Genomic DNA, 24641 nt, shown 5'->3' with positions numbered 1-24641 from the left:
GTCGCGGGGCGCCGCGTGTTGTCCATAGCTCGTACGGTTTCGGCCTCGACCGACGGCGCGCTCAGGGCAGTATCAGGCGATGTCCTTCGTGCGCGCCGCTCCTGTGCTGAGTGCGCTCGGGCGGATGGCACGGACGTCGGAGCTTCGACGACGGGGAGTGAGCCGCGACGAGCTCTCGCGTGCGGTGCGTTCCGGCGAAGTGCTGCGACCACGCCAGGGCGTCTATGCGCTCCCCGACGCCACGGAGGCCTGGGTGCATGCGGCGTCTCACGGCGGCACGATCGGCTGTGCGCAAGCTGCAGCGGAGCAGGGTCTCTGGGTGCTCCGTCTTCCTTCGTCGAATCACATCTGGATGGGAGCCGCGGGAACTCCACGATCGACATGCGACGCCTGCGTGCTGCACTGGGATGAGGGTCGTGCGCGCGTCGGCGAGGCTGCCCCTGTCCCGAATGCGCTCCTTCAGATCGCGGGGTGCTGTGGCGAGGACACGTTCTTCGCCGCGCTCGAATCGGCCTTGCGTCGATCACTGCTCTCCCCCGCGGGGCTGAACTGGCTTCGCCGCCATCTTCCGACGTCGATGCGGTGGCTCGTCGCGTTCGCTCGTGCAGATGCCGACAGCGGACTCGAGTCACTCATCCGGCTTCGGCTGCACCGGATCGGGATCGCGGTCAGGACCCAGGTGCCCGTCTCCGGTGTCGGGGAGGTCGACATCGTCATCGGCGACTTCCTGATCGTCGAGGCCGATGGCCGTGAGAACCATGCCAGGGAGAAGGAGCGGAGCAAAGATCTGCGGCGTGACGCAGCTGCTGCGGCCGCCGGATACACGACTCTGCGATTCACGTATGAGCTGATCGTCGACGACTGGCCTCTCGTCGAGGCCGCGATCCGCGGCGCTGTCGCACGCGGGGCTCACCTCGCGCCGGTGTGATGACTCCGCGAACCCTCGCCCTCGTCTGCACTCGCCAGCCTCAGCCCTGGTCGGCACTCGACAAAACGGAGATCAGGAGCGAGAGCCGGGGCGTGTCGCGGCCAGACGCGCCGTGCCGCCGACGGGTGCCCTCCGTTTTGGCAGGCGGGCGGGCAGGTTGGCAGGTTGGCGGGCGGGCGGGCAGGCGGGCGGGAGAGGGATGGGTGGGCGGGTGGGATCAGTCGCGCGGCGAGAGCAGGTAGCGGTTCAGCGCGGCCGTGAGCGTGCGGTCGACCGGAAGGGAGACGCCATCGACGGCGGTGATCGCCGCGGCGAGGCGCACGCTCGACACGAGCCACGCGGCGTCCGCTTGCGGAAGGTCGGTTGCCGGGATGCGGTCGTACCCGACGTCGAAACCCTGGGCGGCGAGGTGCTCGTACACACTGAGCTGCGTCGTACCGTGCAGGATGCCACCCGTCGGAGCCGGCGTCACGAAACGGTCGCCGAAGCGGAGAATCAGGGAAGCCGTCGGAGCCTCCAGCACGAAGCCGTCGCTCGAGAGGAAGATCGCATCGTCCGCACCACGCCGGTGCGCCTCGCGCAGGGCCGCCATGTTCACGGCGTACGACAGCGTCTTCGCTCCCAGCAGCAGCCACGGAGCCCGCTCCGCTGCACCCAGGTCGTACCCGCGGTCGAGCGTCACGACGCGCACACCATGCTCTCGCACGGCGGAGAAATCGGAGGCCGGAGCCGCGGTCACCCATGCCGTCGGAGTGGGCCCGTGCTCGACTCCGCGGCTGAGGATGAGCTTGATGACGGACTCGCCCGCTCCGAGCTGTGCAGCCGCCTGATCGACCGCCTGCCGCCATTGCATGAGATTCGGGACCGGAAGGTCGCACAGCAGTGCCGAGTGGGCGAGGCGTTCCAGGTGCGGGACGACCTCCTGCGCGTGCCCGTCGATCACGCCGATCGACTCGAACACCCCGTCACCGCGCTGTGTGCTCAGCTCCCCCACACTGAGCGCGGGGGCGGCGGCGTCCACCTGCGTGAAGGTCTCGGAGAAGTCGCTGCGCTGTTCGTCGGCGGCGACGGGATCGATCATGAGTGCGAAGCGCCCGGTCATGATCCGAGCCTAGAGGGCGGGAATACCGTCCGCCGCATCGCGTTACAATGGAGTGGCCGGGCCGCATAACCCCGGGCTCCAATTTTTGCCGCTGCGAGCGGCCTTCCGCCGAGAGGCGTTCTTGCGGCCCGGTCTTTTCTTGCCCGGAGCGGTTTCGCGCATCCGGATCGCCTTCCCGTCGGGCCACCCGATGCTCGTCAGGCGAGCGCATCCATCCGCCACAGCACGGCGGCTGCGGCCAGATCCTCTCCGTAACTGCTCAGTCGCAGCGCTCGCGTGGTCAGTTCGCTAGATCGTGCGGGCTCGGTCGGTTCGTAGTCGTCAGCCGTGTGCGTCGCCCCGGAGGCCTGCACTCGACAGAAGGCCGCGGCGCGGTCGAGCGCCACGGCGAAGTCACCACGGAATGCCCCCCGCAGGATCGTGTCGATCAGAGCGACCAGCTCGTCCGGACTCGCCGGCACCGGCGCACCGGCGATCGCCGCATCCGCCGACGGCAATTCGACGCGCCCGCGGTCGTAGAGGAGGGCCGCGGTCTGCGGGTCGCCGTGGATCGCGAGCTGCAGCACGTAGAGGCGCCACAGGGCGCCGGGGAGAGTCCGTGAGGGTGCTTTCGACCACAGCTCCGCGATCTCGTCGATTCCGTGTTCGGCGGTGAAGGCGACGAGTCTTTCGGCGCTCGCTCCGCTCTCGTCGGCGCGGACGCGGGTCAGCAGAGCGGATGCCGTGGCATGCGCGATACGCGTCTCCTCGGCGGGGTCGTGTGCGCCGACGATGTTGTCGAAGGCGCTCGTCGGGCGGCGCACGGGGCGATGATACTGCTCGGGCATCCCTCCAGGGTACGCGCGATCAGTGCGGCTCACGCCGTGGGGATGACGATCACCGGATCGGTCGTCGGCTGGCCCGACGGAGATCCGCCGGCCTGCTCCACGGTCACCGCGATCGCGTCACCCGCCTGCATATCACCGGCGAGGAGGGCGGTGGCGTCACCACCGTCCACATCGAACACTCCGGCGGAGACGGGAGCGTCACCGCGCACGAACCACAGCTCATACGTCTGGCCTTCACCCGCACTCGGGAGACCGTCGGCCACGAGCACGGCCTTGCCGGTGGAAGCCGACCAGTGCGCTGTCGCGCTTCCTCCGTCGTCGAGCGTCACCGTCGCCTGCTGGGCGTCGTCGGCTGCTTCGATCTCCTGCAGCGCGATGACACTCGCGGGCGGGTTCAGCTGCTGATTGAGGGCGACCGCGCCGATGCCGACGCCCACCAGCACGGCGAGGCACGCCGCCAGGGCGAAGACGGTGCGGGTCCAGCGACGCTGCTTCTTCGGCTCGGGCTGAGGCTCGGTGTGGGACACGGCGACGACTGCGGGACGTTCCTCGTGCGATGACGAGACGTCGGTGTCGGTCCGCGATCCACCGTTCTGGGGCATGTCCGCGATCTGCGCGAGCAGCGCGGATCGGATGTGTGCGGGAGCGGCGACGGGCTCGACACGGTCTGCGAGCGACGCGGCCGTCGCGATATCCGCATCCACCGTGTCCTCCCATTCCGGGTGCTCCGCGAGGGCTGAACGGTATCGACGCTCGTCGTCAGCGGAGAGCGAGTGCAGCGCGGCACCTGCCGCGAGTTCCTCGAAGTCCTTCTCGTTCATGCCGTCACCCCCATCGCCGTACGCAGACGGCTGAGTCCGTCTCGCATCCGTGTCTTGATTGTCCCCAGCGGCGCCCCCACGAGGGCCGCGATCTCGTTCTGACTGTAACCGCCGTAATACGCGAGGACGAGTGCTTCGCGCTGAGCTTCCGGAAGCCCCGAAAGCGCCTCGACGACCTTCCCTCCCTCGATCCCCAATTCGACCTGCTCCGCGACACTGTCGTGCGCGACGCCGATGTCCTTGAATCCTGCTCGTACGTCCCGGTCCGCGCTCGATTGCGATGCCCGCACTCGGTCGACGGCCCGGCGATGAGCGATCGTCATGACCCACGCTCGTCCCTGACCTCTGTTCGGAGCGAAGCGGGAAGCGGATTGCCAGATCTCGAGAAAAACCTCCTGGAGCACCTCTTCGCTCTGCGCGCGATTGATAAGGACGCGGAGGATGAGGCCGAACACGCGGGAGGACAGCGTGTCATAGAGCGTCGCGAAGGCAGCCTGATCACCGGAGGCGACGCGGACGAGGAGGTCGGCGACAGCATCCTGCGTCGCTCCGTCCTCGGGAACGTCGAACCCATCGATGACCATCCCCATAAGCATGCCGCATCTCCTCCCCGATCACGTGCAGACGTCACCCGAATGTGAAGGAATCGACCTCGCGAATCGTGCGCTCCGGCGCCGTCGTCGGAGCTGTTTCCAAGATTTCTGAGATTCTTCCCATCCGATCCCGAACGGGCTCCGAACAGCACTCGACGCCACGGAGAGGCCGTGGCTCAGTTTTCTGAAGGAGCTCGACATGTTCAGCACCAAGAAGAAGGTCACCGCGGCAATCACCCTCGGCCTGGCGAGCGCGTTCCTGCTCTCCGCCTGTTCCATGGGCAGCGGCAGCACCTCGGACTCGTCTTCCGAGCCGAAGGCACCGGAGACGTCGGAGTCGACGCCGATGGAGATGGACCCGGCAGCCAACCTGGTCGGCCCCGGCTGCGCGGCGTACGCCGACGCTGTGCCGGACGGCGCGGGTTCCGTCGAGGGAATGTCGCAGGACCCGGTCGCGGTCGCGGCCTCGAACAACCCGCTGCTGACCACGCTGGTCTCGGCGGTGAGCGGACAGCTCAACCCCGACGTCGACCTCGTCGACACCCTGAACGGCAGCGAGTTCACGGTCTTCGCACCGGTGGACGACGCGTTCGCGAAGATCGACCCGGCCACCATCGAGGCACTCAAGACCGACAGCGCCACGCTGAGCTCGATCCTGACGTACCACGTGGTTCCCGGCCAGATCGACCCGGCCGACATCGACGGCATGCACAAGACCGTGCAGGGCGCCGAGCTCGAGGTCACGGGCAGCGGTGACGACCTGATGGTCAACGACGCCAAGGTGATCTGCGGTGGAGTCAAGACCGCGAACGCGACCGTGTACCTCATCGACACGGTTCTGATGCCCCCGGCTTCCTGAGCCAGGATCGCCGGGTGGGAGGACACCCGGCACGCGCCCTCTCGGAAGCAGGGGGAGGATCCCGAGAGGGAAAAGGGGCCGTCGGCGGTGCTGTGTCGCCGACGGCCCCTCGTCGTGCGCACTAGACTTTGATGAGGGGCCTCTAGCTCAGTTGGCAGAGCATCGGACTTTTAATCCGCGGGTCGTGGGTTCGAGCCCCACGGGGCCCACCGCAGGTCGCCTCCCGGCGGCCTCTCAGGACTCGCCGCCGGGGGCGCCCGACAACAGCTCCGCTCGGATGTCGGCCACACCGTCCGGCAGCGACTCCCCTTCGAGAGCGAAGACCGGCGCTTCCTGGCTTCCCCCGATGCCGCACACCGCGACGCTGTCCGCACCGTCGAGCGACTTGGGGATGACCACGAACCAGAGCGACGACGACGCGAGCCATTCGGTGGTCGCCATGTCTCCGAAATACGTGGCATCCGGTGCGAGAGCTCGGGTCCTCTCGGTGCAGAGATCGACGAGCGCAGTCGTGGTGAACTCCGTTCCCGTCGCCGGCGGTTCCGTGGTCTCGATCGCCGAGGGGGTCGGGGTGGGCGTGGGTGAAGAGGTCCTCGATGCGGAGGGCGAAGGGCTCGACGCCGGCTCGGGGGCACACCCCGCGAGCAGGATGAGTACCGGGAGGAGGACGAGTGCAGGACGGACGCGCATATCTGGATCGTACTGCCGGGACTCGCGTACCTGTGACGAGCGCTCCGTGGAAGACCGTTCCCCCTTATCACCGGCTCATCACCTCGGCCACCCCCTTCCATCCTCCCCCGATCCGGGAGATCGTCGAGTCGTCCCCGAACGGCGGACGACTCTCCAGGAAAGGACGGACGATGACTCTCAGCGGCAGCCGCGTGGCATTCCTCGCGACAGACGGATTCGAAGACAGTGAGCTCACGAGTCCCTGGGATGCCGTGACGGCAGAAGGCGCGAGCGCGACCTTGATCGCTCCGGACGGCGCTGCCATCACCGGCAAGAACGGCCATGAGCAAGCCGTCGATCTGCGCGCAACCGAGACCAGTGCGGACGATTTCGACGCGCTGGTACTCCCCGGCGGCGTTGTCAACGCCGATCACTTGCGCATGGACAAGGCTTCGATCGACCTGGCACGAGCATTCTTCGAGCAGCACAAGCCGGTAGGCGTGATCTGCCACGGTGCGTGGATCCTGATCGAAGCCGGTGTCGTCGACGGACGCACGCTCACCAGCTATCCGAGCCTGACCACCGATCTGCGCAACGCCGGAGCGACGTGGGTGGATGAGGAGGTGGTGGTCGATGAGGGCCTCGTCTCCAGCCGCACTCCCGATGACCTGCCGGCCTTCAACGCGAAGCTCGTCGAGGAGATCGGCGAAGGGAAGCACGCCGGACAGACCGCCTGACGGTCAGGCTCAGGCTCAGGCACGGTGCCTCTCAGGCTCGCGCACGGTGCCGACGCACGGCCGCACGGTTCGCACAGCGCACGGAGCAGAAGCGCTGACGACCGTTGCGGGTCACGTCCGCGACGACGTTCGTACACGGCATGGCCTGGCATCGGCCGAGCCGGCTCATTCCCCGTGTGACCAGGTGCAGCGACGTGCCGAGGCTGATGATCGCCCGGAGCACGTAGGGCAGGGACGGGACGTCGTCGCGGTAGTGCAGGTGCCACCCCTCGCCGTCGTGGTTCGTCAATCTCGGATAGGCGGCTGCGGCGGCGAGTTGTGCGTTGAGCAGCACCGCCCGCGCGTCGGGGTCGGGTTCATCCACGATCGCCAGCCAGTCGTCGATGACGGCTCTGACCTTCTCGTGGTCGTCGGCGGCGGGCGGGAACGTCTGCGTCATCCCGAGCTCCAGAGTGCGCTCCTCGATCCCTGCGCGGGTCTCCGGCCAGTCGTTGGCCAGCGACGCGGCGAGCAGCACCGCGTACTCGCCGTAAGGGTTGAGATGCATAAGACCATTACATCACGCTGGAAGCATGACCTCACTGAACACGCTTCCGATCCCCCGCGTCCGTCCCGCCGCCGAGGCGCACGAGCATGCCTGGCTCGTGGAGTCCCGGCATCCGACGAGCGAGGGCGTCGTGCTGTACGTGCGGTGCACCGCCTGTGAGACGCACCGGGTCGACGTGCAGGCGCATTCGCAGACGCCTCCGGCAGCGCTGAGCGGCGAACTGGGCGGCGTCACGCCGTCAGTTCGATGAGCGTGCGCGTCGTCCGCAGGTTACGCGCCGTTCCAGCCACTCCGAGCGCGCGATCGAGCACCGTCTTGGTGAGCTTCGTGGAGTGCACGCCGCCCGCACCGTAATCGATCCACAGGTCGTCGCCGATCAGCGCGATCCGCTCGGTGTCGCGGAGACGCTGCTGCAACGCCTCGATCGCGTCGCCCGAGGGCGCACCCTCCAGGAACATCGCGTGCACGGACTTCACGTCGCCTTCGGGAAACGGCTGGGCGGATTCCGAGGAGACCAGCTGCGCATGAGTGCGGTGGATGACCGGGGTGTCGACGCCGAACTCATCGTGGATGGCCATGCGGACGGCCGCACACGTGGCAGCCGGATGCTCCGGTGTTTCGCAGATGATGTTGCCGCTCGCGATGTAGGTGGAGACGTCGTTCAGCTCGGTCTCTGCCGTGAGCAGCTCGCGGAGGCGCGACATCGGCACCCTGTTGCGGCCGCTGACGTTGACCGCCCGCAGGAGCAGGACGCTGCGGCTCACGCGTCGGCGCTCTCGACCAGCTCCGCCCCCGCGTGGACGAGTTCGGCGAGTGCGGCATCACTGGTCTCCGCGGCGACACCGGCGACGAGGTCGGTGAGGATGCGGACCCGCACGCCGTGCGCGATGGCGTCGAGGGCGCTCGCCCTGACGCAGTGATCTGTCGCGAGGCCCACCACGTCGGCGCTGAGCACACCTGCTGCGGTCAGGATGGCGCCGACCGTCTCCCCGGCCTCTGTCTGCCCCTCGAACATCGAATACGCCGGCCTCCCCTGCCCTTTGAGGACGTGGTGCGTCACGGCATCGGTCGCGAGCAGCGGGTCGTACGCCGCCCCCGTGGTCCCCGCGACGCAATGCACAGGCCAGGAGTCGACGTAGTCGGGGCCGTCGGCGAAATGTCCGCCGTTGTCGCCGTCGGCATCGTGCCAATCCCTCGAGGCGATGATCACCGCGTAGTCGCCCGTGTGGGCGGCGAGGAATGCCGTGACGGCTGCGGCCACCGCATCGCCGCCCGCGACGGCGAGGGCGCCGTCTTCGGTGAAGTCATTCTGCACATCGACGATGAGAAGCGCTCTGCTCATGCTTCGAGGGTACGCGGTGCGGAACGGGAAAGGCCCCGTGATGTTCTTCGCATCACGGGGCCTTCGGAGCCGCTTGTCAGAATCGAACTGACGACCTTTTCATTACGAGTGAAATGCTCTGCCGACTGAGCTAAAGCGGCGTGCGACGCGTGAGCGGCGCGATCACCGATATTACCCTGTCTCGCGCTCACTCGCGAATCGAGGCCGCGATCACTCGCAGCGGAGACCGTCTTCCGGCACGACGTCGTCGAGCAGGAACGCCTCGACCGCATCATCGACGCAGGCGTTGCCCTTGTTGTAGCCGGTGTGGCCCTCGCCGACGCGCGTGATGAGGATGCCTTCTTCGAGCTGCTTCGCGAGCGACTCCGACCACTCGTAGGGGGTGGCCGGGTCGTTCGTGGTGCCGATCACGAGGATGGGACCGGCGCCTTCGGCCTTGATCTCACCCCGCGTGCCCGTGGGCGGGTAGGGCCAGACCGCGCAGGAGTCGGGGCCCGTCCAGTACGGCGCGATCGTCGGGGCGCCCTCGGCGATCTTCGCGTTCGTCGCCGCTTCCGCGGCCGGGTCGTCTTCCACCGGGTAGTCCATGCAGTTGTAGGCACGGAACGCCTCGGCGGAGTTGTCGGTGTAGGTGCCGTTCTCTCGGCCGTTGTAGAAGTCGGCGAGGAACAGTGCCGAGGTCGGGTCACCCTGAAGAGCCTCGTCGAGCGCCTGCGTGAGGTAGCCCCAGCTGTCCTGCGAGTAGAGCGCGGCGATGATGGCCGTCATCAGCGAGTCGGCGCCCAGCATGCGGCCGTCTCCGCTTTTCAGAGGCGTGCTGTCGACGCTCGCCAGCAGTGCGCCCAGATCGGCCATCGCCTCATCCACGGTGCCGTTGAACGGGCATTCCCCGGAATCGAGGCAGTCCTGCATGTAGGCGCGCAACGCGGATTCGAACCCGAGTGCCTGGGTCGCCCCGACCTCGAGCCCGGGGACGGCCGGATCGATGGCGCCGTCGAGCACCAGGCGGCCTGCCTTCTCGGGGTACAGCTTCGCGTAGGTCGCACCGAGGAACGTGCCGTACGAGTAGCCGAGGTAGTTCAGCTGCTTGTCGCCCAGCACCGCCCGGATCAGATCCATGTCCCGGGCGGCGTTGACGGTCGTGATGTAGGGCAGGATGCCGTTGCTGTTCGCATCACACGCCTCGGCGAAGGCCTTGTGGGAGTCGAGCAGCTCGGCCTCCCACTCGGCCGTCCCACGGGCAGCGGAAGGAATGCCGTAGAGGTAGTCATCCATCTGCGTGGCGTCGTAGCACTTCACCGCGGTCGAGTCACCGACTCCGCGCGGATCGAAGCCGATCACATCGAAGTTCTCGATGAGGTCGGCTCCGACCGCGAAGTCGAGGCTGTTGAGGATCAGGTCGACGCCGCTGGCCCCGGGGCCGCCCGGATTCGTCAGCAGCGAACCGACGGGAGTGCCCTCGGCACGGTGCCGGACCACCGAGAGGGTGATCTCACCCTTGCCCGGGTCCTCCCAGTCGAGAGGGGCCGTCACGTCGGTGCAGTCGAAGCCGACGCCGCACTCGGTCCAGGTGAGATCCTGCGAGTAGAAGGGCAGCAGATCCTCCGCGACACCCTCGGTGTCGGGTTCGCTGGACGTCGCCGGCCGCGAGGACTGTTCGGGAATCATCGCGTACAGGCACCCCGAGAGTGCGACGGATGCGGCTGCGAGCCCTGCGATGATCGCGGCGGCTCGACGCCAGCGGGAAGTCGATCGATTGTTCACGGTTTCCTCCCGCTCGTGATCGTCACGAGCAAGCTTTCCAGGGCGAGCAGAGGAGCGACATTGCGCTCCAACGACTGCCGCGTCTCGGCAAGGTGGTCAAGTACGACAAGAGTACGGGTCTCGGACCAGGCGGAAGCGAGGTCGGACAGCTCGGTGCGCAACTCGCTGTTGATGAGGTCGTCGCCCTGTCCGAACTGCACCATCACGACATCGCGGAACAGCGACTGCAGATCGGTGAGAACACGGTCGATCCCGTCGCGGAGGCTCCGCGTGGCCCGCTTCTTCTGATCGTCTTCGAGTGCGGAGAGCTGCGTGCGCAGCGCCGGCGGCACCGCCTGCCCCTCGGCGATGCCGATGGTACGCAGCAGCGAAGCGCGCTCCTGAGCGTCGCGTTCGGCCGTGAGCGCCTTCGCATCCTCCGTCGCCGCCTGGATGATGCGCCCGGCGACCTCGACGGCATCGCCGACTCCCCTGACGCCGAGGACGGAGCGGAGGGTCTCGTCTCGCCGACGCCGAGCCGCATCGTCGGTGGCCAGTCGCTGAGCCATGCCGATGTGGCGCTGGGCGTGCCGTGCCGCCTGCTCTGCGACGCCCGCATCGACGCCCGTGCGAAGACCGATAAGCCGGGCGACATCGGCGACATCGGGTTCCCGCAACCGCAACGACCGCACGCGCGATCGGATCGTGGGGAGCAGATCGGCCTCGCTCGGCGCGCACAGGATCCACACCGTCTGTTCCGGCGGCTCTTCGAGCGCCTTCAGGAGCACGTTGGAGGTGCGCTCCACCATACGGTCGGCGTCTTCGACCACGATGACCCGATAGCGCCCCGCAGAGGGCGCGAAGTACGAGCGTTCGACCAGACTGCGCGCTTCGGCGATCGTGATGATGACCTTGTCGGTACGCAGTGCCGTGACGTCGGGGTGAGTACCGGCGAGCACCTGCCGCATCGCATTCTCGTCGTCAGGTCGGTCGGCGATCAACGCCGCGGCGAACGCGTACGCGAGGGTGGAGCGCCCAGACCCCGGCGGGCCCGTGATCAACCAGGCGTGCGAGAGCGCGGAAGGATCGGATGCCGCGGCGCGGAGAGTGTCGACGGCGGCATCCTGCCCCCACACATCCGCCCAGGGAAAAGGGGCGGGAACGGTCTGGGGCATGCACTCAGCCTAATCGCGACCACCGACGCCCACCGCACGAGATCGTGGTCGAGCCGACCGGCGAGATCGGCTCAGTCGAGAAGGGCGTCGACTCCCGCACGGATCCGTTCCGCGATGATCTCCGGCGCGGAGGAGGCATCGACGACGAGGAACCGCTCCTCTTCTTCCTCCGCGAGTGTGACGAAGGCGTCGCGCACGCGTTCGTGGAACTCCGCCTTCTCGGCTTCGAGCCGGTCGAAGGGCTTGTCGGCGGAGTCCAGACGGGTGCGCGCCGCCGCAGGGTCGAGGTCGAGCAGGATCGTGAGGTCCGGAAGCGCGCCTTCCGCCGCCCAAAGCGACAGGTCTCGGATCTCGGCCGCGTCGAGCACGCGGCCGGCACCCTGATACGCCACGGACGAATCGAGGTAGCGGTCCTGCAGCACGATGTCGCCCCGCTCGAGCGCCGGTCGCACGACGGTGGCGACATGGTGAGCCCGATCCGCGGCGTACAGCAGTGCCTCCGCTCGGGGCGCGATGTCGCCCCGATGGTGCAGCACGATGTCTCGGATCAACTGTCCCACCTCGGAACCCCCGGGTTCACGCGTGCGGACGACCGTGCGTCCGGCGCCTTCGAGCCACTCGGCGAGCAGATTCGACTGCGTGGTCTTCCCCGAGCCGTCGCCGCCCTCGAACGTGATCCACACCCCGTGCCCTGAGGTCACGAGTCCGCCTTCTCCGCCGCCTTCGCTGCCGCATTGGCCGCACGCGTCGCCGCGGCCTTCTTGGCCGCGGCCGAACGAGCGGCGGACGCGGCAGCGGTGGTCTTCTTCGCTGCCGGCTTCTTCGCAGGGGCCTTCTTGGCGGCGGTCGTCTTGGCGGCTGGCTTGGCGGCGGTCTTCTTGGCTGCAGGCTTCTTGGCAGGAGCCTTCTTGGCCGCCCCGCGCTTGGGAGCCGGGCCCTTGGCACGCTTGTCGGCGAGCATCTGGACCGCAACCTCGAAAGTGATGTCGTCGACGGTCTGACCGCGCGGGATCGTCACGTTCGTCTCGCCATCGGTCACATACGCGCCGAAACGGCCGTCGCGGATGCGGATCGGCTTCCCGCTGACGGGGTCGGCCTCGAATTCGGCGAGCGCGCTGGAGGCCCGACGGCCTGCGCCGTACTTCGGCTGCGCGTAGATCTCGAGTGCCTGCTCGAGCGTCACGTCGAAGATCTGCGACTCGGACTCGAGCGAACGCGAGTCGGTGCCCTTCTTCAGGTACGGCCCGAACCTGCCGTTCTGCGCCGTGATCTCGTCGCCGGATTCCGGGTCGACGCCCACGATGCGGGGAAGGCTGAGCAGCTTCAGCGCGGTGTCGAGATCGATCTCGTCGACCGACATCGAGCGGAAGAGCGATGCAGTGCGGGGCTTCGGGGCAGCCTCTTTCTTCGCACCGCGCTTCGGCTTCGGAGCCTCGACGACCTCGCCCGTGGTCTCGTCGACCGCCGCGTCTTCCGACACGGGGTCGTTCTCCTGCACGTACGGCCCGAACCGGCCGTCCTTCACCACGATGATCTTGCCGTTCTCGGGGTTCTCCCCCAGCACGCGGTCGCCGGCGACGGGAGCGTCGATGAGCTCCTGAGCCTTCTCAGCGGTCAGCTCGTCGGGTGCGAGGTCTTCCGGCACGTTGACGATGCGCGGCTTGGCCTCGGGGTTCGCGGGGTCGGCCACCTCGAGATACGGGCCGTACTTGCCGAAGCGAAGCGTGGCCGTGTCGGTGATGCGCGTGGAGTTCAGTGCACGAGCGTCGATCTCTCCGAGGTTGTCGACGACCTGGCGCAGACCCACGTGGTTGTCGGATCCGAAGTAGAAGGACTTGAGCCACTCGACCCGGTTCTGCTCGCCGCGGGCGATCGTGTCGAGGTCGTCTTCGAGCGCAGCCGTGAAGTCGTAGTCGACGAGTTCGGCGAAGTGCTCTTCGAGCAGGCGCACGACACTGAACGCGAGCCAGGTCGGCACGAGGGCCTGCCCACGTTTGACCGCGTACCCACGATCGAGGATCGTCTCGGGGATCGAGGCGAACGTCGAGGGGCGACCGATGCCCTTCTCCTCGAGCACCTTCACGAGCGAAGCCTCGGTGTATCGCGGCTTCGGGGTGGTGCGGTGCCCCTTGGCCTCCGCATCCGACACCGCGAGCTGATCGCCGACCGCGACAGCGGGGAGCGACTGGTTCTCCGCGGCGTCCGCGTCGCCGCGCTTCTCATCGCGACCCTCTTCGTAGGCCTCCAGGAAGCCCTTGAAGGTGTACACGGTCCCGGAGGCCGTGAACTCGGCCTTCTTGCCCGCGGCGTCGACGGCGATCGTGACCGTGGTGGTCTCGTACTTGGCATCGGCCATCTGGCTGGCGACGGTGCGCTTCCAGATGAGGTCGTAGAGGCGCTGCTCGTCGCGGTCGAGTTCCGACGACAGCGAGGCCGGCGTGCGGAAGTTGTCACCGGACGGACGGATGGCCTCGTGGGCCTCCTGCGCGTTCTTGCTCTTGGACTTGTACACCCGGGGCTTCAGCGGTACCGCGGCGTCGCCGTAGAGGGCCACCGCCTGGCTCCGCGCCGCCTGCACCGCCTGGGTGCTCAGCGACGTGGAGTCGGTACGCATATAAGTGATGTAGCCCTTCTCGTACAGGCGCTGGGCGACACCCATCGCCTGCTTCGCGCCCATCGAGAGCTTGCGCCCGGCTTCCTGCTGCATCGTGGATGTCGTGAAGGGAGCGTAGGGGCTGCGGGTGCCGGGCTTCGCCTCGACCTTGGTGACGGTGCCGGCGCCCACGGCGTCGACGGCCTTCGCCAGGGCAGACGCTGCGGCCTCATCGAGGATGACGACGGCCTTCTTGAGCTTGCCGTCGTCATCGAAGTCGCTACCGCGAGCGAGCTGGCCACCGTCGACGCGCACCAGACGGATCTTGAACGAGGTGCCGGTCGCGGCAGCCGCCGCATCGACGTCCCAGTACTCGGCGGAGGTGAACGCCATGCGCTCGCGCTCCCGGTCGACGATCAGGCGGGTCGCAGCGGACTGCACGCGTCCGGCCGAGATGCCTGTCTTCACCTTGTACCAGAGCACGGGCGAGACGTCCCAGCCGTACAGACGGTCGAGGATGCGTCGGGTCTCCTGTGCATCGACGAGGTCGTGGTCGAGTTCGCGTGTGTTGCCGACTGCGGCCTGGATCGCATCCTTGGTGATCTCGTGGAACACCATCCGCTTCACGGGCACCTTGGGCTTGAGGGTCTCGAGCAGATGCCAGGCGATCGCCTCGCCCTCGCGGTCCTCATCAGTGGCGAGCAGGAGTTCGTCGGCGCTTTTCAGCGCGCGCTTGAGTTCGGCGACCGTCTTGGTCTTCCGATCGGAGACGACGTAGTACGGGTCGAATCCGTTGTCGATGTCGATGGAGTACTTCCCGTAGGCCTGCTTGTCCGCAGCCGGGATGTCCTTCTTGTCAGCGAGGTCGCGGATGTGGCCGACGGAGCTGAGCACCTCGTAGCCGTCGCCGAGGTATCCCTGAATAGACCGCATCTTCGTCGGGGACTCGACGATGACGAGCTTCTTGCCTTCAGCCAAGGGTGCGTCCTTTCTTCGAAGCACACCATACACACCACTGTGCGGGGTCGTTCACAGTGAGCGAGGTCGCGCTGCCGTCGCTATCCCTCGGGTGGCCCGGCACGGGCTCGGGAGACGGCTGCGAGTCCAGCGTACGCCGCCTGCACCTCCACGGTCGCCACGAAGCCCCTGAGGACACAGTCGGTGAGCACGGCATCCGAGGCCCGCGCGACCCTCGCTCCGAGTTCACAGGGCTGCTCGTCGGTCGGCACGGCACCGCTCGCGGCGTCCGCGACGGCGAGCGCCGCGGCATCAGCGGCACCCGCCGCCCGCTGTGCCGTCACCGCAGCCCCGCCGACAGCGGCGAGGCCGAGGGACAGCGTCGCCGCGACGGCGAGAACTCCCGCCGCGAGCGCCGAACCTGCCATCAGAGTCCCCCGTCGAGCGCGCAACTCCTGGCACGAAGAGGCAGACGGAGCACCGATCCGACGGAAACGTCGAGCGACGCGCTGACGCAGACGAGGTCGCCCGAGAGCGAGGACGTCATCCCCGCTCCCGGGACTGCGGACTGCACCACGCGTTTCGCGGTGCCCTGTTCTTCGCCGCGTCCGAGCAGGCGCGCCGCGTCGGCAGAGGCATCCTGCAGCGCCACCTGGCGGGATGCCGTGCCGAGAGCTCCCGCGCCGAGCAGGAACACCAGCACCACCGCGGGAAGAGCGAGGGCCAACTCCGCCGAGACGGATCCGCGGTCGCCCGCGTGTCGCGGCGCCGGCGACACCTCGCCGACGCCACGGGCGTTCCGGGATCGTCTCGTGATCTTCATCACGACACCGTCAGCGCCCGGCGCACGAGATCGGTGAGAATGCCACGCACTTCGTCCGATCGCATGATGACGACGAGGAGTCCTGCGAAAGCCACAGCAGCCATCGTCGTGATCGCGTACTCGGCCGTGGCGGCTCCGGTGTCGTCGCCGAACAACGCCTCGGCGCGCCGTCGATCCAGCAGGGGAATGTTCTTCATCGTGTTCCTTCTTTCTGTGGGATGCAGGGCATCGGGGTGTACGGGTGTTCGGGAACGTCACAGCGGCATCGGCGCGGATACGAGGACGCTGAGCAGGAGCGGCACCACACCGAGAAGGAGGAAAGCCGGCAGCGTGCAGACCCCGAGCGGGAACAACAGGCGTGTCGAGAGCTTCGCGGCACGGAGCCGCCCCTGCACTCTGGCGGCGTGTCGGTCCTGGGCCGCGGATGCCCTGAGCAGCTCGACTGCCGGCACCCCCGCGGCGCGAGAGAGCTCGAGCACGGAGCGAACGCGTTCATCGCCGGTCTCCGAGGGGGACGCCTGCGAGACCAGCTGATGCGCACGATCGATCGAGGCCCCGCCCGACAGTGCGACCGCGACGAGCTCTGCGTGCATCCCGGGGGTGCCGGGCGCCGGTCGTGCCCGCCGCAGCAGGCGCGTCGTCCACAGATGCGCCGCGGCGACGAGGAGCAGGCCGACGGTGACGCAGGCGGCGCCGAGCACGTTCCCGAAGATCACTCCGATGGTGTCGAACCCGAGTGCGAACCCGAGGAGCACCCCGGCGAACGGCATCCACAGCAGCAGCCGTGCGGTTCCTGCGGGTTCGGCGAGTGCGATGCGCACATCGTCAGCCGCGGCCTCGGAGTCTCGCAGCGTCTCCGCGATCATGCGGAGAACCTCGGCGAGCGGCGCCCCCACCGTCGTCGCGATCTCCCAGGCGGCGGCGAGATCGATCCACGCCCCGCCCTCAGCCTCGATGGCCTCGAGAAGCGGCACGCCACGATCGAGGCGGTCGACGACAGCCCGCGCCTGCGGATCATCGGCCTCGGCCAGGTGGCGCCACGCGATGACCGGCGCAGCCCCCGCCTGCAGCAGCACGGCCAGCGTCTGCACCGAGGTCGCGGCATCCGTCGCGCCGGTCGACCCTCGTCGCCCCACACGGCCCCACCGCATCACCACGGCTGCACTTCCTCGACATCGAGACGATCCCCGACGATCACGAGACGCCCCGCCTGCCGGATGCGACGGGTGCCCCCGGGGGCGCGGTCGAGGTGGAGGACGATCGTGAACGCGCTGACCGCCTGCCGCGCGAGAGCGATCGCGTCCATCCCGGCGAGGGCGCCGAGGGCTTCGAGCCGCGCGGGGACGTCGCGGAGCCCGCTCGCGTGCAGAGTGCCCGCACCCCCGTCGTGACCGGTGTTGAGGGCGGTGAGCAGCTCCCGGACCTCTTCACCGCGGCACTCCCCGACCACCAGCCGATCGGGACGCATCCGCAGCGACTCGCGCACCAGTCGCGCCAGAGAGATGCCGCCCGCGCCCTCGAGGTTCGACTGCCGCGCTTCGAGGGCGACGTGATGCGGGTGACGCGGACGCAGCTCGGCGACGTCTTCGATCGTGACGATGCGCTCCGTCGACGACACCTCCGACAGCAGGGCCGACAGCAGCGTCGTCTTGCCCGTTCCGGTTCCCCCGGTGATGAGGATGTTCGCCCGCTCGGCCACCAGCCCGAGCAGCCAGGCATGCTGGCGCGCATCGAAGGCACCGAGAGCGGCGAGCGCGTCGAGATCCGCGACACGTACGCGGGGAATGCGTATCGAGAGGGCGGTTCCGGTGGTCGACACCGGTGCGAGGACCGCATGAACCCGGACGCCGGAATCGAGACGGACGTCGACGCAGGGCGCCTGGTCGTCGATATGGCGTCCCCCGAGACCGACCAGTGCGACGGCGAGGTCGCGGACCTCCCGCTCCGAAGCCCTCCACCCCGGTGCGGGCTCTGCTCCACTCCCGCGGTCGACGAACAGCCCGCTCGCCCCGTTCACGAACACATCGGTGACGGCATCGTCGAGGTGGGTGAGAAGCGGCCCGAACGCCGGATCCAGGCGACGGGTCTCGGGCGGGGCTTCCCCATCGGGCGCAGCCGAACGAACTCCCCTGGGCTGGATGACGAAGGAATCAGGCATGGACGCGACGCTATGCGCGGCCGTCGTGTGGGAAAGGCGTGAGGCGCGGGTCGGCTCAGCGCCTGTGAATAAGACCACTCATCCGCCCACGGTGCAGGCGACGCCTCCGGCGGAACCCGGCACGGCAGGGAGCGCTCCCAAAGGAATGGGCGGCATCTCACGGGGGGAATGAGATGCCGCCCACGACGAACCACGATTGGGGGAATCGGGCACGCCAAGGCCGGAATGAGAATTCGGCTGTCGTCGAGTGTACGCAAGGCGACCGTCCTGACAAAACCGGCCGCACTACCGACTTTCGGCAGTATGCGACAGGAGGCCGCGGAGATAGATTCGCGGTGACCTGGTCGCCACCCCCACGACCATGCTCGTAAGACCCGTATGCCGCAAAGGAGCGCCTGCCGATGAGCAGCCAGATCGATCATCTTCTCGACGAGACCCGGAAGTTCCCGCCGTCGGAGGACTTCGTCGCCCACACCATCTCCTCGCCCGAGCTGTACGAGCGTGCCGCCGCCGATCGCGAATCCTTCTGGGGTGAGCAGTCCCGAGAGCTGGTGCACTGGCACAAGCCGTTCACCCAGGTGCTCGACTGGAGCAACCCGCCCTTCGCGAAGTGGTTCGAGGACGGCGAGCTGAACGTCGCCTACAACTGCCTCGACCGTCATGTCGAAGCAGGCAACGGCGATCGCGTCGCCCTGCACTGGGAAGGCGAGCCGGGCGACTCCCGCCGCATCACGTACGCCGAGCTCACGGACGAGGTCAAGCGCGTCGCCAACGTGCTCGAAGGTCTCGGCATCGGCCAGGGCGACCGCGTCGCGATCTACCTGCCGATGATCCCCGAAGCGATCGCCTCGATGCTCGCGGTCGCTCGCCTGGGAGCGATCCACTCCGTCGTGTTCGGCGGCTTCAGCGCCGACAGCCTGCGTTCGCGCATCGACGACGCCGGCGCCAAGCTCGTCATCACCGCCGACGGCGGCTACCGCAAGGGCCGCGTCTCGGCGCTGAAGCCGGCCGTCGACCAGGCCCTCGCCGACCGCGGCGACGGTGAGCAGCAGACCGTCGAGCACGTCCTCGTCGTCCGCCGTGGCGAGAACGAGGTCGACTGGATCGACGGCCGCGACATCTGGTGGCACGACGCCGTCCCTGCCGCCTCCGCGGAGCACACGGCACAGGCGTTCCCCGCCGAGAATCCGCTCTTCATCCTCTATACCTCGGGCACGACGGGCAAGCCCAAGGGCATCCTGCACACCTCAGGCGGGTACCTGACCCAGGCGGCGTACTCGCACAAGTACGTCTTCGACCTGCACCCGGAGACCGATGTGTTCTGGTGCACGGCCGACATCGGCTGGATCACCGGACACAGCTACGTCACGTACGGCCCCCTCGCCAACGGCGCGACCCAGGTGCTCTACGAAGGCACACCGGATGCCCCGCACCCCGGCCGCTGGTGGGAGATCATCGAGAAGTACAAGGTGTCGATCTTCTACACCGCGCCGACCGCGATCCGCTCGTTCATGAAGATCGGCCGCAGCGTCCCCGCGAAGTTCGATCTGTCGTCGCTGCGACTGCTCGGCTCGGTGGGAGAGCCCATCAACCCCGAGGCATGGATGTGGTACCGCGAGGTCATCGGGGCGAACAAGACCCCGATCGTCGACACCTGGTGGCAGACCGAGACCGGCGCGATCATGGTGTCCGCTCTTCCGGGAGTCACCGAGACCAAGCCCGGTTCCGCGCAGGTGCCTCTGCCCGGGATCTCTATCGACGTCGTCGACGAGAGCGGCGTCGAGGTCGGCAACGGCAGCGGCGGCCTCCTCGTGATCACCGAACCCTGGCCCAGCATGCTGCGCGGCATCTGGGGCGACCCCGAGCGCTACCGGGAGACCTATTGGGAGAAGTTCGAAGACCAGGGCTACTACTTCGCCGGGGATGGCGCGCGCCTCGACGACGACGGCGACCTGTGGCTGCTGGGTCGCGTCGACGACGTCATGAACGTCTCCGGACATCGCCTGTCGACCGCGGAGATCGAATCGTCGTTGGTCGCGCACGAAGCGACGGCCGAGGCCGCCGTGGTCGGTGCCTCGGACGAGACGACCGGTCAGGCAGTGGTGGCCTTCGTCATCATCAAGGAGAGCTATCTCGCCGCGCACGAGCCTGCCGGCCTCGCCCAGCAGCTGCGCCTCTGGGTGGGAGAGCAGATCGGCGCGATCGCCCGCCCGCGCGATGTCTACATCGTGGGTGAGCTGCCGAAGACCCGCTCCGGGAAGATCATGCGGCGCCTGCTCCGCGACGTCGCCGAGGGCCGCGAGGTGGGTGACACGACGACCCTCGCCGACACCGCGGTGATGAGCATCATCTCGGCGCAGGTCAAGTAGAGCCACCCGGACGAGACAGAAAACGCGCCTCCCCCGACGGGGAGGCGCGTTTCTGGTTCACCGGCGGCTGGATGCCGCGCCGGGTGTCAGGCCAGCAGGAAGGCGACCTCGACCTCGACCGGGCTGCCGAGCGGAAGCTCGGCGACGCCGACGGCCGCGCGGGCGTGACGCCCGGCATCGCCGAAGATCTCACCGAGTACCTCGCTTGAGCCGTTGATGACGCCGGGCTGACCGGTGAAGCCCTCCGCCGAGGCGACGAAGCCGCCGACGCGGAGCACACCGACGATGCGATCGATCCCGCCGGCCGCATCCGCTGCCGCGGCGAGGGCGTTGAGCGCGCAGGTGCGGGCGTAGGACTTGGCGTCCTCGGCGGAGACCTCGCCGCCGACCTTGCCGACGGCCGGAAGCGCACCGTCGACGAACGGAAGCTGCCCGGAGGTGTAGACGAGACCGCCGTGCACGACCGCCGGGACGTAGGCGGCGACCGGGGCAGCGACGGCCGGGAGCTCGATGCCGAGTTCGGCAAGACGGGCGGAGACGCTCATGCCTGGCCTCCCTCGAACTGACGGGCGGCCTGTTCTGCGGCTGCGAGACCGGCGTTCGTCGACGCATCCGACGTCACGGGGCGCTTCAAGTAGGCGACGAGCCCGCCCTCGGGGCCCTGCACGACCTGGACGAGCTCCCAGCCCTGCTTGCCCCAGTTGTTGAGGATGGCTGCGGTGTTGTGGATCAGCAGCGGCGTGGTGAGGTACTCCCACGTGGTCATGGCACTCCTGTCGATCGGGGCACGACACCCGAGATCCGGGGCGGGCTCGTCAAAGGCGGTATTCAGGGAACTCCCCTACGATCAAGCGTATGCCCCAAAAGAATCGCACGGTGAGAGGCGTGCTCGGCGGTCTCGTCGGGCTCGTCGGCCTGAGCGCCGTCGCCGGTCTCCTCGTCACGGCCAGCGTCACTCCGGTCCTCGCGATGACCGGTCTCGCAGGCACCCAGGCCCTCACGCTCTTCGATCAGCTCCCCGAGAGCCTCGACCCGAGCACGCCGATGGAGCAGTCGACCATCTACGCGACCGCCCCCGACGGATCCCAGGTCGAACTCGCGTCGTTCTACGAGCAGAACCGTGTCCCCGTGACGTACGAACAGGTCTCCCCGAACCTGTACGACGCGATCCTCTCGAGTGAGGACAAGAACTTCTACAGCCACGGCGGCGTCAACATCGGCGCCACGGTGAAGGCTCTGGTGGACAACGTACGCGGCACGTCCAGCCGTGGTGCGTCGACCATCAGCCAGCAGTACGTGAAGAACGTCCTCATCCAGAAGTGCGAGCAGGAGGTCGACACCACGTCCGACACCTACTCTGAGGACCTCCAGCAGTGCTGGAAGGATGCGACCAACGCGACCGGGGCCAAGGGCATCGAGCGCAAGCTGCAGGAGATGCGCTACGCGATCCAGATCGAGAAGGACTTCTCGAAGAACGACATCCTGCTCGGCTACCTGAACATCGCCAACTTCGGTGGCACTGTGTACGGCATCGAGGCCGCCGCGAACTACTACTTCTCGACGACCGCGGCGAACCTCACGGTCGCGCAGTCGGCGACTCTCGCGGGCATCGTGCAGAACCCCAACACGTATCGCATCGACAAGGCCGAACAGGGCACGACCACCAACGCCGAGGGCGTCGCCCTGAACACTGCGGCGGACGGATACTCGCTCACGAAGGACCGCCGACACTACGTGCTCGGGCGCATGCTCACGGACGGCAAGATCACGCAGGCGCAGTACGACGAAGCCGATGCCTCGGAGATCGCCCCCGCACTGAACCCACCGACGCAGGGATGCGCCTCCGCAGGCACGAGCGCCTACTTCTGCCAGTACGTGAAGTCGATCGTGCTGAACGACGAGGCCTTCGGCAAGACCCAGCAGGAGCGGACGGATCTGCTCCGCCGCGGTGGCCTCAAGATCTACACGACGCTGGACTACCGCATCCAGAACCCTGCCGCCGAGAAGATGGCCGAGGTTGTTCCCGCCAACGCCGACAACCAGTACTTCGGGGCGGCCGGCGTCTCGGTCGAGGTCGGCACCGGCCGAATCCTCTCCATGACGCAGAACACGACCTTCACCGAGACTCCCACCGATGATCAGGCCTACTCCTCCCTGGTGTTCGCGGGCGATAAGAACCACGGGAACTCGGGTGGCTTCCAGGTCGGCTCGACCTACAAGCTCTTCACGCTGATCGACTGGCTCGAGAAGGGCCACTCCGTCAACGAGGTTCTCAACGGAAGCGTGCAGACGAACCTGAAGATCCCCGTCTGCGGAGCCAAGCAGAACGCCAACACCAAGGAGATCGGCAACTTCGGTGGCGGTGGCGGTGGAACCGGATCCGTGCTGAGCTTCACGAAGAACTCGCTCAACAGTGGTTACTTCGCGATGGCGTCGAAGCTCGATATCTGCGACATCAACAAGGTCGCCGACCGTATGGGTGTCACGCTGGCGAACGGCGACAAGGTCACCGACGAGAACGTGCCCTTCGACGTGCTCGGCCCGAAGAACATCTCCCCCCTCGCGATGGCGAACGCCTACGCGACCGTCGCGAGCGGTGGGAAGTACTGCACACCGCGCGCGATCGATCGCGTCGTCGGCCCCGACGGTCAGGACCGCGAACTGCCGGCATCGTCGTGCACCGACGGAGTGATCTCTCCCGAGGTCGCCGCGACGGCCGCCTTCGCGTTGCAGAGCGTCATGGGTGGCGGCGGCACCGGTTCCCGGGCGAACCCCAACGACGGCACGCCGCTGATCGGCAAGACCGGAACGCACGACACCTGGTCGACGATGATGATCGAGTCCAGCACCAAGGTCGCCACGGCGGTCTGGGCCGGCCGCTGGCAGGGCCAGGAGAACATCTACCGCAAGAGGGCCAACGGCTGGAACCTCAACGACATGCGTTACCCGGTGGCGCAGGCCGCGCAGGCCGCAGCGAACGCTGCGTACGGTGGAGACGCCTTCCCGAAGCCCGATGGCAAGCTCACCCGACAGCAGCTGACGACGGTTCCGAGTGTCGTGGGCAAGTCCGTCGAGGAAGCGACCGCGATCCTGACGGACGCCGGCTTCCAGGTCTCTGTCGGAGGAGCAGTGGACAGCGACCTCGCCGTCGGCCTGGTCGCCGGCCAGGATCCGACCGGGGAGGCGGCCACTGGCGCGACGGTGACCCTCACGACCAGCAACGGACAGGGCACGACCGTCCCGGCGAATCTCGTCGGGATGTCGAGAGCCCAAGCCTCTGCCGCGCTCGGTGCCGCAGGATTCACGAATATCGAATTCGACAACTCCTGCAATCCACCGACCTCCGTCGTCGGCGGATCCGACCCTGCGCCCGGCACCGCGGCCAGCAAGTCCACCGCCGTGCGTGTGACGTGCCAGTAGCGGCCCGTCGCGGCGCGCACCCGGCCCTCATCGCGCTCGGCGCGGTGGGGGCCGTGGGTGCCGGCGCCGCCATCTGGGGGATCGGGATCGAGCGGTACCTGTTCACCGTGCGCGAGGCCTCAACAGTGGCTCTCCCGCCCGGTGCCGCACCGCTGCGCATCCTGCACATCTCCGATGCGCACATGGCGCCGTGGCAGCATCGCAAGCAGGACTGGCTCGCCTCCCTCGCCGAGCTGAAGCCCGACCTCATCGTGAACACCGGGGACAATCTCGGCCACGAGAACGGACTCGACGGCATCCGGCGCGCTTTCGCTCCGTTCGCCGGCATCCCCGGCGTGTTCGTGCACGGCTCGAACGACGTCGCCGCGCCGTCTCCGCGGAACCCTTTCCGCTACTTCCTCGGACCGTCCAAGAAGCACCACAGGCCGGAGCTTCTCGACACGGACGCGATGGATCGGTACTTCGCGGACGAGCTGGGCTGGACCGAGCTCAACAACTCTGCGGCGCGGCTGAACATCGCGGGCAGCGACGTCGATCTCTTCGGTGTCGACGACGCTCACCGCGATTGGGACCGTCTGGATGAGCTTCCCGATGCCATCGCGGCTCTCGGTGCCCGCGACGCAGCGACGCCCGTCCTCGGCGTCACGCACGCGCCGTATCAGCGGGTGCTCAACAGCTTCATCGATCTCGGTGCCGATGCGATCCTCGGTGGCCACACGCACGGCGGTCAGGTGTGCATTCCCGGGTACGGGGCTCTCGTGGCGAACTGCGACATCCCGCTCAAGCAGGCCAAGGGGCTCAGCACCTGGTCGCACGGCGGCCGCACTGTGCCGCTCAACGTCAGCGCGGGGTGTGGACACTCCATCTACGCGCCGGTCCGGTTCGCCTGCCGCCCCGAGGCGACGCTGCTCACTCTGACCGCACAGGTGTGATCCGGCCTCGATTCGGCGCAGGGAACATTTCCCTGTAGACTCGGAG

At 68.0% G+C, this 24641-nt stretch carries 26 protein-coding genes and 2 tRNA genes; 8 read left to right on the top strand and 20 right to left on the bottom strand.

The genetic code is table 11. The annotated features are described in order from the left end of the window. The first annotated feature begins 79 nt into the window (after positions 1-79). Entirely contained in the window at positions 80-928 is an 849-nt protein-coding gene (locus DW307_RS13590; RefSeq protein WP_051668076.1) for a type IV toxin-antitoxin system AbiEi family antitoxin domain-containing protein, read from the top strand. Between the two features lie 217 nt (positions 929-1145). Here the strand turns inward: DW307_RS13590 and DW307_RS13585 are convergent, their stop codons facing one another. The 4 genes from DW307_RS13585 to sigK form a co-directional block, all read right to left on the bottom strand. Next, a complete protein-coding gene (locus tag DW307_RS13585) occupies positions 1146-2030 on the bottom strand; it encodes an aminodeoxychorismate lyase (RefSeq protein WP_029267242.1) in 885 nt (294 codons plus the stop codon). A gap of 197 nt (positions 2031-2227) precedes the next feature. After that, the gene (locus DW307_RS13580) at positions 2228-2857 is read right to left on the bottom strand and encodes a hypothetical protein (protein WP_029267244.1); all 630 of its coding nucleotides are present in this window, start codon (positions 2855-2857) and stop codon (positions 2228-2230) included. Positions 2858-2886: 29 nt separating this feature from the next. Next, entirely contained in the window at positions 2887-3678 is a 792-nt protein-coding gene (locus tag DW307_RS13575) for an anti-sigma factor (protein ID WP_029267246.1), read from the bottom strand. Then, complete coding sequence (gene sigK, locus DW307_RS13570; RefSeq protein WP_029258697.1) at positions 3675-4274, bottom strand: ECF RNA polymerase sigma factor SigK; 600 nt, start codon at positions 4272-4274, stop codon at positions 3675-3677. The genes DW307_RS13575 and sigK overlap by 4 nt, the downstream gene beginning before the upstream one ends. Positions 4275-4470: 196 nt before the next feature. Between sigK and DW307_RS13565 the strand changes: the two genes are divergently transcribed. Then, a complete protein-coding gene (locus DW307_RS13565) occupies positions 4471-5130 on the top strand; it encodes a fasciclin domain-containing protein (RefSeq protein ID WP_021199109.1) in 660 nt (219 codons plus the stop codon). A gap of 136 nt (positions 5131-5266) precedes the next feature. After that, positions 5267-5339: transfer RNA gene (locus DW307_RS13560), tRNA-Lys, on the top strand. 25 nt (positions 5340-5364) lie between these two features. Here the strand turns inward: DW307_RS13560 and DW307_RS13555 are convergent. Continuing rightward, complete coding sequence (locus DW307_RS13555) at positions 5365-5820, bottom strand: hypothetical protein (RefSeq protein WP_029267248.1); 456 nt, start codon at positions 5818-5820, stop codon at positions 5365-5367. A 170-nt stretch (positions 5821-5990) separates the two neighbouring features. Here DW307_RS13555 and DW307_RS13550 point away from each other — a divergent pair, with 170 nt between their 5' ends. Continuing rightward, positions 5991-6536, top strand: a complete 546-nt coding sequence (locus DW307_RS13550) for a type 1 glutamine amidotransferase domain-containing protein (protein WP_029267250.1) — start codon at positions 5991-5993, stop codon at positions 6534-6536. A 31-nt stretch (positions 6537-6567) separates the two neighbouring features. On the opposite strand, the gene DW307_RS13545 is transcribed toward DW307_RS13550, so the two are convergent. Next, positions 6568-7083 (bottom strand): CGNR zinc finger domain-containing protein, encoded by a 516-nt coding sequence (locus DW307_RS13545; protein ID WP_029267252.1) that lies wholly within the window; start codon positions 7081-7083, stop codon positions 6568-6570. Positions 7084-7108: 25 nt separating this feature from the next. Between DW307_RS13545 and DW307_RS13540 the strand changes: the two genes are divergently transcribed. Then, positions 7109-7333: a hypothetical protein gene (locus DW307_RS13540; RefSeq protein ID WP_029267255.1), complete on the top strand. Its 225-nt coding sequence runs from the start codon at positions 7109-7111 to the stop codon at positions 7331-7333. On the opposite strand, the gene DW307_RS13535 is transcribed toward DW307_RS13540, so the two are convergent. From DW307_RS13535 to DW307_RS13480, 12 genes are all read right to left on the bottom strand, one after another. Continuing rightward, the gene (locus tag DW307_RS13535; protein ID WP_136024974.1) at positions 7314-7847 is read right to left on the bottom strand and encodes a DUF1697 domain-containing protein; all 534 of its coding nucleotides are present in this window, start codon (positions 7845-7847) and stop codon (positions 7314-7316) included. The genes DW307_RS13540 and DW307_RS13535 overlap by 20 nt on opposite strands. After that, positions 7844-8425 (bottom strand): isochorismatase family protein, encoded by a 582-nt coding sequence (locus tag DW307_RS13530; protein WP_029267257.1) that lies wholly within the window; start codon positions 8423-8425, stop codon positions 7844-7846. The genes DW307_RS13535 and DW307_RS13530 overlap by 4 nt, the downstream gene beginning before the upstream one ends. Positions 8426-8492: 67 nt before the next feature. After that, a tRNA-Thr gene (locus DW307_RS13525) sits at positions 8493-8565 on the bottom strand. 70 nt (positions 8566-8635) lie between these two features. Beyond that, entirely contained in the window at positions 8636-10189 is a 1554-nt protein-coding gene (locus tag DW307_RS13520) for an alpha/beta hydrolase (RefSeq protein ID WP_136024973.1), read from the bottom strand. Then, positions 10186-11343: a DNA polymerase III subunit delta' gene (locus DW307_RS13515; RefSeq protein ID WP_136024972.1), complete on the bottom strand. Its 1158-nt coding sequence runs from the start codon at positions 11341-11343 to the stop codon at positions 10186-10188. Before DW307_RS13515 ends, DW307_RS13520 begins: the two co-directional genes overlap by 4 nt. A 71-nt stretch (positions 11344-11414) precedes the next feature. Continuing rightward, positions 11415-12044, bottom strand: a complete 630-nt coding sequence (tmk, locus tag DW307_RS13510; protein ID WP_136024971.1) for a dTMP kinase — start codon at positions 12042-12044, stop codon at positions 11415-11417. Further along, on the bottom strand, positions 12041-14914 hold the full coding sequence (gene topA, locus DW307_RS13505) for a type I DNA topoisomerase (RefSeq protein WP_136024970.1): 2874 nt from the start codon (positions 14912-14914) through the stop codon (positions 12041-12043). The genes tmk and topA overlap by 4 nt, the downstream gene beginning before the upstream one ends. An 80-nt stretch (positions 14915-14994) precedes the next feature. Then, entirely contained in the window at positions 14995-15321 is a 327-nt protein-coding gene (locus DW307_RS13500; RefSeq protein WP_136024969.1) for a helicase, read from the bottom strand. Next, the gene (locus DW307_RS13495; RefSeq protein WP_021199121.1) at positions 15321-15716 is read right to left on the bottom strand and encodes a TadE family type IV pilus minor pilin; all 396 of its coding nucleotides are present in this window, start codon (positions 15714-15716) and stop codon (positions 15321-15323) included. The genes DW307_RS13500 and DW307_RS13495 overlap by 1 nt, the downstream gene beginning before the upstream one ends. After that, complete coding sequence (locus tag DW307_RS13490; RefSeq protein ID WP_021199122.1) at positions 15716-15913, bottom strand: DUF4244 domain-containing protein; 198 nt, start codon at positions 15911-15913, stop codon at positions 15716-15718. The genes DW307_RS13495 and DW307_RS13490 overlap by 1 nt, the downstream gene beginning before the upstream one ends. Positions 15914-15970: 57 nt before the next feature. After that, the gene (locus DW307_RS13485) at positions 15971-16867 is read right to left on the bottom strand and encodes a type II secretion system F family protein (RefSeq protein ID WP_136024977.1); all 897 of its coding nucleotides are present in this window, start codon (positions 16865-16867) and stop codon (positions 15971-15973) included. Then, a complete protein-coding gene (locus DW307_RS13480; RefSeq protein ID WP_029267267.1) occupies positions 16867-17874 on the bottom strand; it encodes a TadA family conjugal transfer-associated ATPase in 1008 nt (335 codons plus the stop codon). Before DW307_RS13480 ends, DW307_RS13485 begins: the two co-directional genes overlap by 1 nt. Before the next feature lie 401 nt (positions 17875-18275). Here DW307_RS13480 and acs point away from each other — a divergent pair, with 401 nt between their 5' ends. Then, on the top strand, positions 18276-20243 hold the full coding sequence (gene acs, locus DW307_RS13475; RefSeq protein ID WP_029267269.1) for an acetate--CoA ligase: 1968 nt from the start codon (positions 18276-18278) through the stop codon (positions 20241-20243). 86 nt (positions 20244-20329) lie between these two features. On the opposite strand, the gene DW307_RS13470 is transcribed toward acs, so the two are convergent. After that, on the bottom strand, positions 20330-20788 hold the full coding sequence (locus DW307_RS13470; RefSeq protein WP_021199126.1) for a RidA family protein: 459 nt from the start codon (positions 20786-20788) through the stop codon (positions 20330-20332). Further along, the gene (locus DW307_RS13465; RefSeq protein WP_021199127.1) at positions 20785-21009 is read right to left on the bottom strand and encodes a hypothetical protein; all 225 of its coding nucleotides are present in this window, start codon (positions 21007-21009) and stop codon (positions 20785-20787) included. The genes DW307_RS13470 and DW307_RS13465 overlap by 4 nt, the downstream gene beginning before the upstream one ends. 89 nt (positions 21010-21098) lie before the next feature. Between DW307_RS13465 and DW307_RS13460 the strand changes: the two genes are divergently transcribed. Both DW307_RS13460 and DW307_RS13455 read left to right on the top strand, forming a co-directional pair. After that, positions 21099-23663: a transglycosylase domain-containing protein gene (locus DW307_RS13460; RefSeq protein WP_029258710.1), complete on the top strand. Its 2565-nt coding sequence runs from the start codon at positions 21099-21101 to the stop codon at positions 23661-23663. After that, positions 23654-24595 carry a metallophosphoesterase gene (locus tag DW307_RS13455; RefSeq protein ID WP_240750655.1) on the top strand — a complete coding sequence of 314 codons (942 nt, stop codon included), beginning with the start codon at positions 23654-23656 and terminating at the stop codon, positions 24593-24595. The genes DW307_RS13460 and DW307_RS13455 overlap by 10 nt, the downstream gene beginning before the upstream one ends. Positions 24596-24641 lie beyond the last annotated feature (46 nt).

It is taken from the genome of Microbacterium sp. K27, assembly GCF_004794435.1.
Classification (GTDB): Bacteria; Actinomycetota; Actinomycetes; order Actinomycetales; family Microbacteriaceae; genus Microbacterium; species Microbacterium maritypicum_A.
The sequence above is the reverse complement of the archived record's forward strand: the minus strand, read 5'-3'. Positions and strand labels throughout refer to the sequence as shown.

What these genes read in the sequence shown, in the direction of transcription:
- DW307_RS13590 (WP_051668076.1), top strand. Translation starts at nt 80, where the DNA reads ATGTCCTTCGTGCGCGCCGCTCCTGTGCTGAGTGCGCTCGGGCGGATG.
- DW307_RS13585 (WP_029267242.1), bottom strand. Translation starts at nt 2,030, where the DNA reads ATGACCGGGCGCTTCGCACTCATGATCGATCCCGTCGCCGCCGACGAA.
- DW307_RS13580 (WP_029267244.1), bottom strand. Translation starts at nt 2,857, where the DNA reads ATGCCCGAGCAGTATCATCGCCCCGTGCGCCGCCCGACGAGCGCCTTC.
- DW307_RS13575 (WP_029267246.1), bottom strand. Translation starts at nt 3,678, where the DNA reads ATGAACGAGAAGGACTTCGAGGAACTCGCGGCAGGTGCCGCGCTGCAC.
- sigK (WP_029258697.1), bottom strand. Translation starts at nt 4,274, where the DNA reads ATGCTTATGGGGATGGTCATCGATGGGTTCGACGTTCCCGAGGACGGA.
- DW307_RS13565 (WP_021199109.1), top strand. Translation starts at nt 4,471, where the DNA reads ATGTTCAGCACCAAGAAGAAGGTCACCGCGGCAATCACCCTCGGCCTG.
- DW307_RS13555 (WP_029267248.1), bottom strand. Translation starts at nt 5,820, where the DNA reads ATGCGCGTCCGTCCTGCACTCGTCCTCCTCCCGGTACTCATCCTGCTC.
- DW307_RS13550 (WP_029267250.1), top strand. Translation starts at nt 5,991, where the DNA reads ATGACTCTCAGCGGCAGCCGCGTGGCATTCCTCGCGACAGACGGATTC.
- DW307_RS13545 (WP_029267252.1), bottom strand. Translation starts at nt 7,083, where the DNA reads ATGCATCTCAACCCTTACGGCGAGTACGCGGTGCTGCTCGCCGCGTCG.
- DW307_RS13540 (WP_029267255.1), top strand. Translation starts at nt 7,109, where the DNA reads ATGACCTCACTGAACACGCTTCCGATCCCCCGCGTCCGTCCCGCCGCC.
- DW307_RS13530 (WP_029267257.1), bottom strand. Translation starts at nt 8,425, where the DNA reads ATGAGCAGAGCGCTTCTCATCGTCGATGTGCAGAATGACTTCACCGAA.
- DW307_RS13515 (WP_136024972.1), bottom strand. Translation starts at nt 11,343, where the DNA reads ATGCCCCAGACCGTTCCCGCCCCTTTTCCCTGGGCGGATGTGTGGGGG.
- DW307_RS13500 (WP_136024969.1), bottom strand. Translation starts at nt 15,321, where the DNA reads ATGGCAGGTTCGGCGCTCGCGGCGGGAGTTCTCGCCGTCGCGGCGACG.
- DW307_RS13495 (WP_021199121.1), bottom strand. Translation starts at nt 15,716, where the DNA reads ATGAAGATCACGAGACGATCCCGGAACGCCCGTGGCGTCGGCGAGGTG.
- DW307_RS13490 (WP_021199122.1), bottom strand. Translation starts at nt 15,913, where the DNA reads ATGAAGAACATTCCCCTGCTGGATCGACGGCGCGCCGAGGCGTTGTTC.
- DW307_RS13485 (WP_136024977.1), bottom strand. Translation starts at nt 16,867, where the DNA reads ATGCGGTGGGGCCGTGTGGGGCGACGAGGGTCGACCGGCGCGACGGAT.
- DW307_RS13480 (WP_029267267.1), bottom strand. Translation starts at nt 17,874, where the DNA reads ATGCCTGATTCCTTCGTCATCCAGCCCAGGGGAGTTCGTTCGGCTGCG.
- acs (WP_029267269.1), top strand. Translation starts at nt 18,276, where the DNA reads ATGAGCAGCCAGATCGATCATCTTCTCGACGAGACCCGGAAGTTCCCG.
- DW307_RS13470 (WP_021199126.1), bottom strand. Translation starts at nt 20,788, where the DNA reads ATGAGCGTCTCCGCCCGTCTTGCCGAACTCGGCATCGAGCTCCCGGCC.
- DW307_RS13465 (WP_021199127.1), bottom strand. Translation starts at nt 21,009, where the DNA reads ATGACCACGTGGGAGTACCTCACCACGCCGCTGCTGATCCACAACACC.
- DW307_RS13460 (WP_029258710.1), top strand. Translation starts at nt 21,099, where the DNA reads ATGCCCCAAAAGAATCGCACGGTGAGAGGCGTGCTCGGCGGTCTCGTC.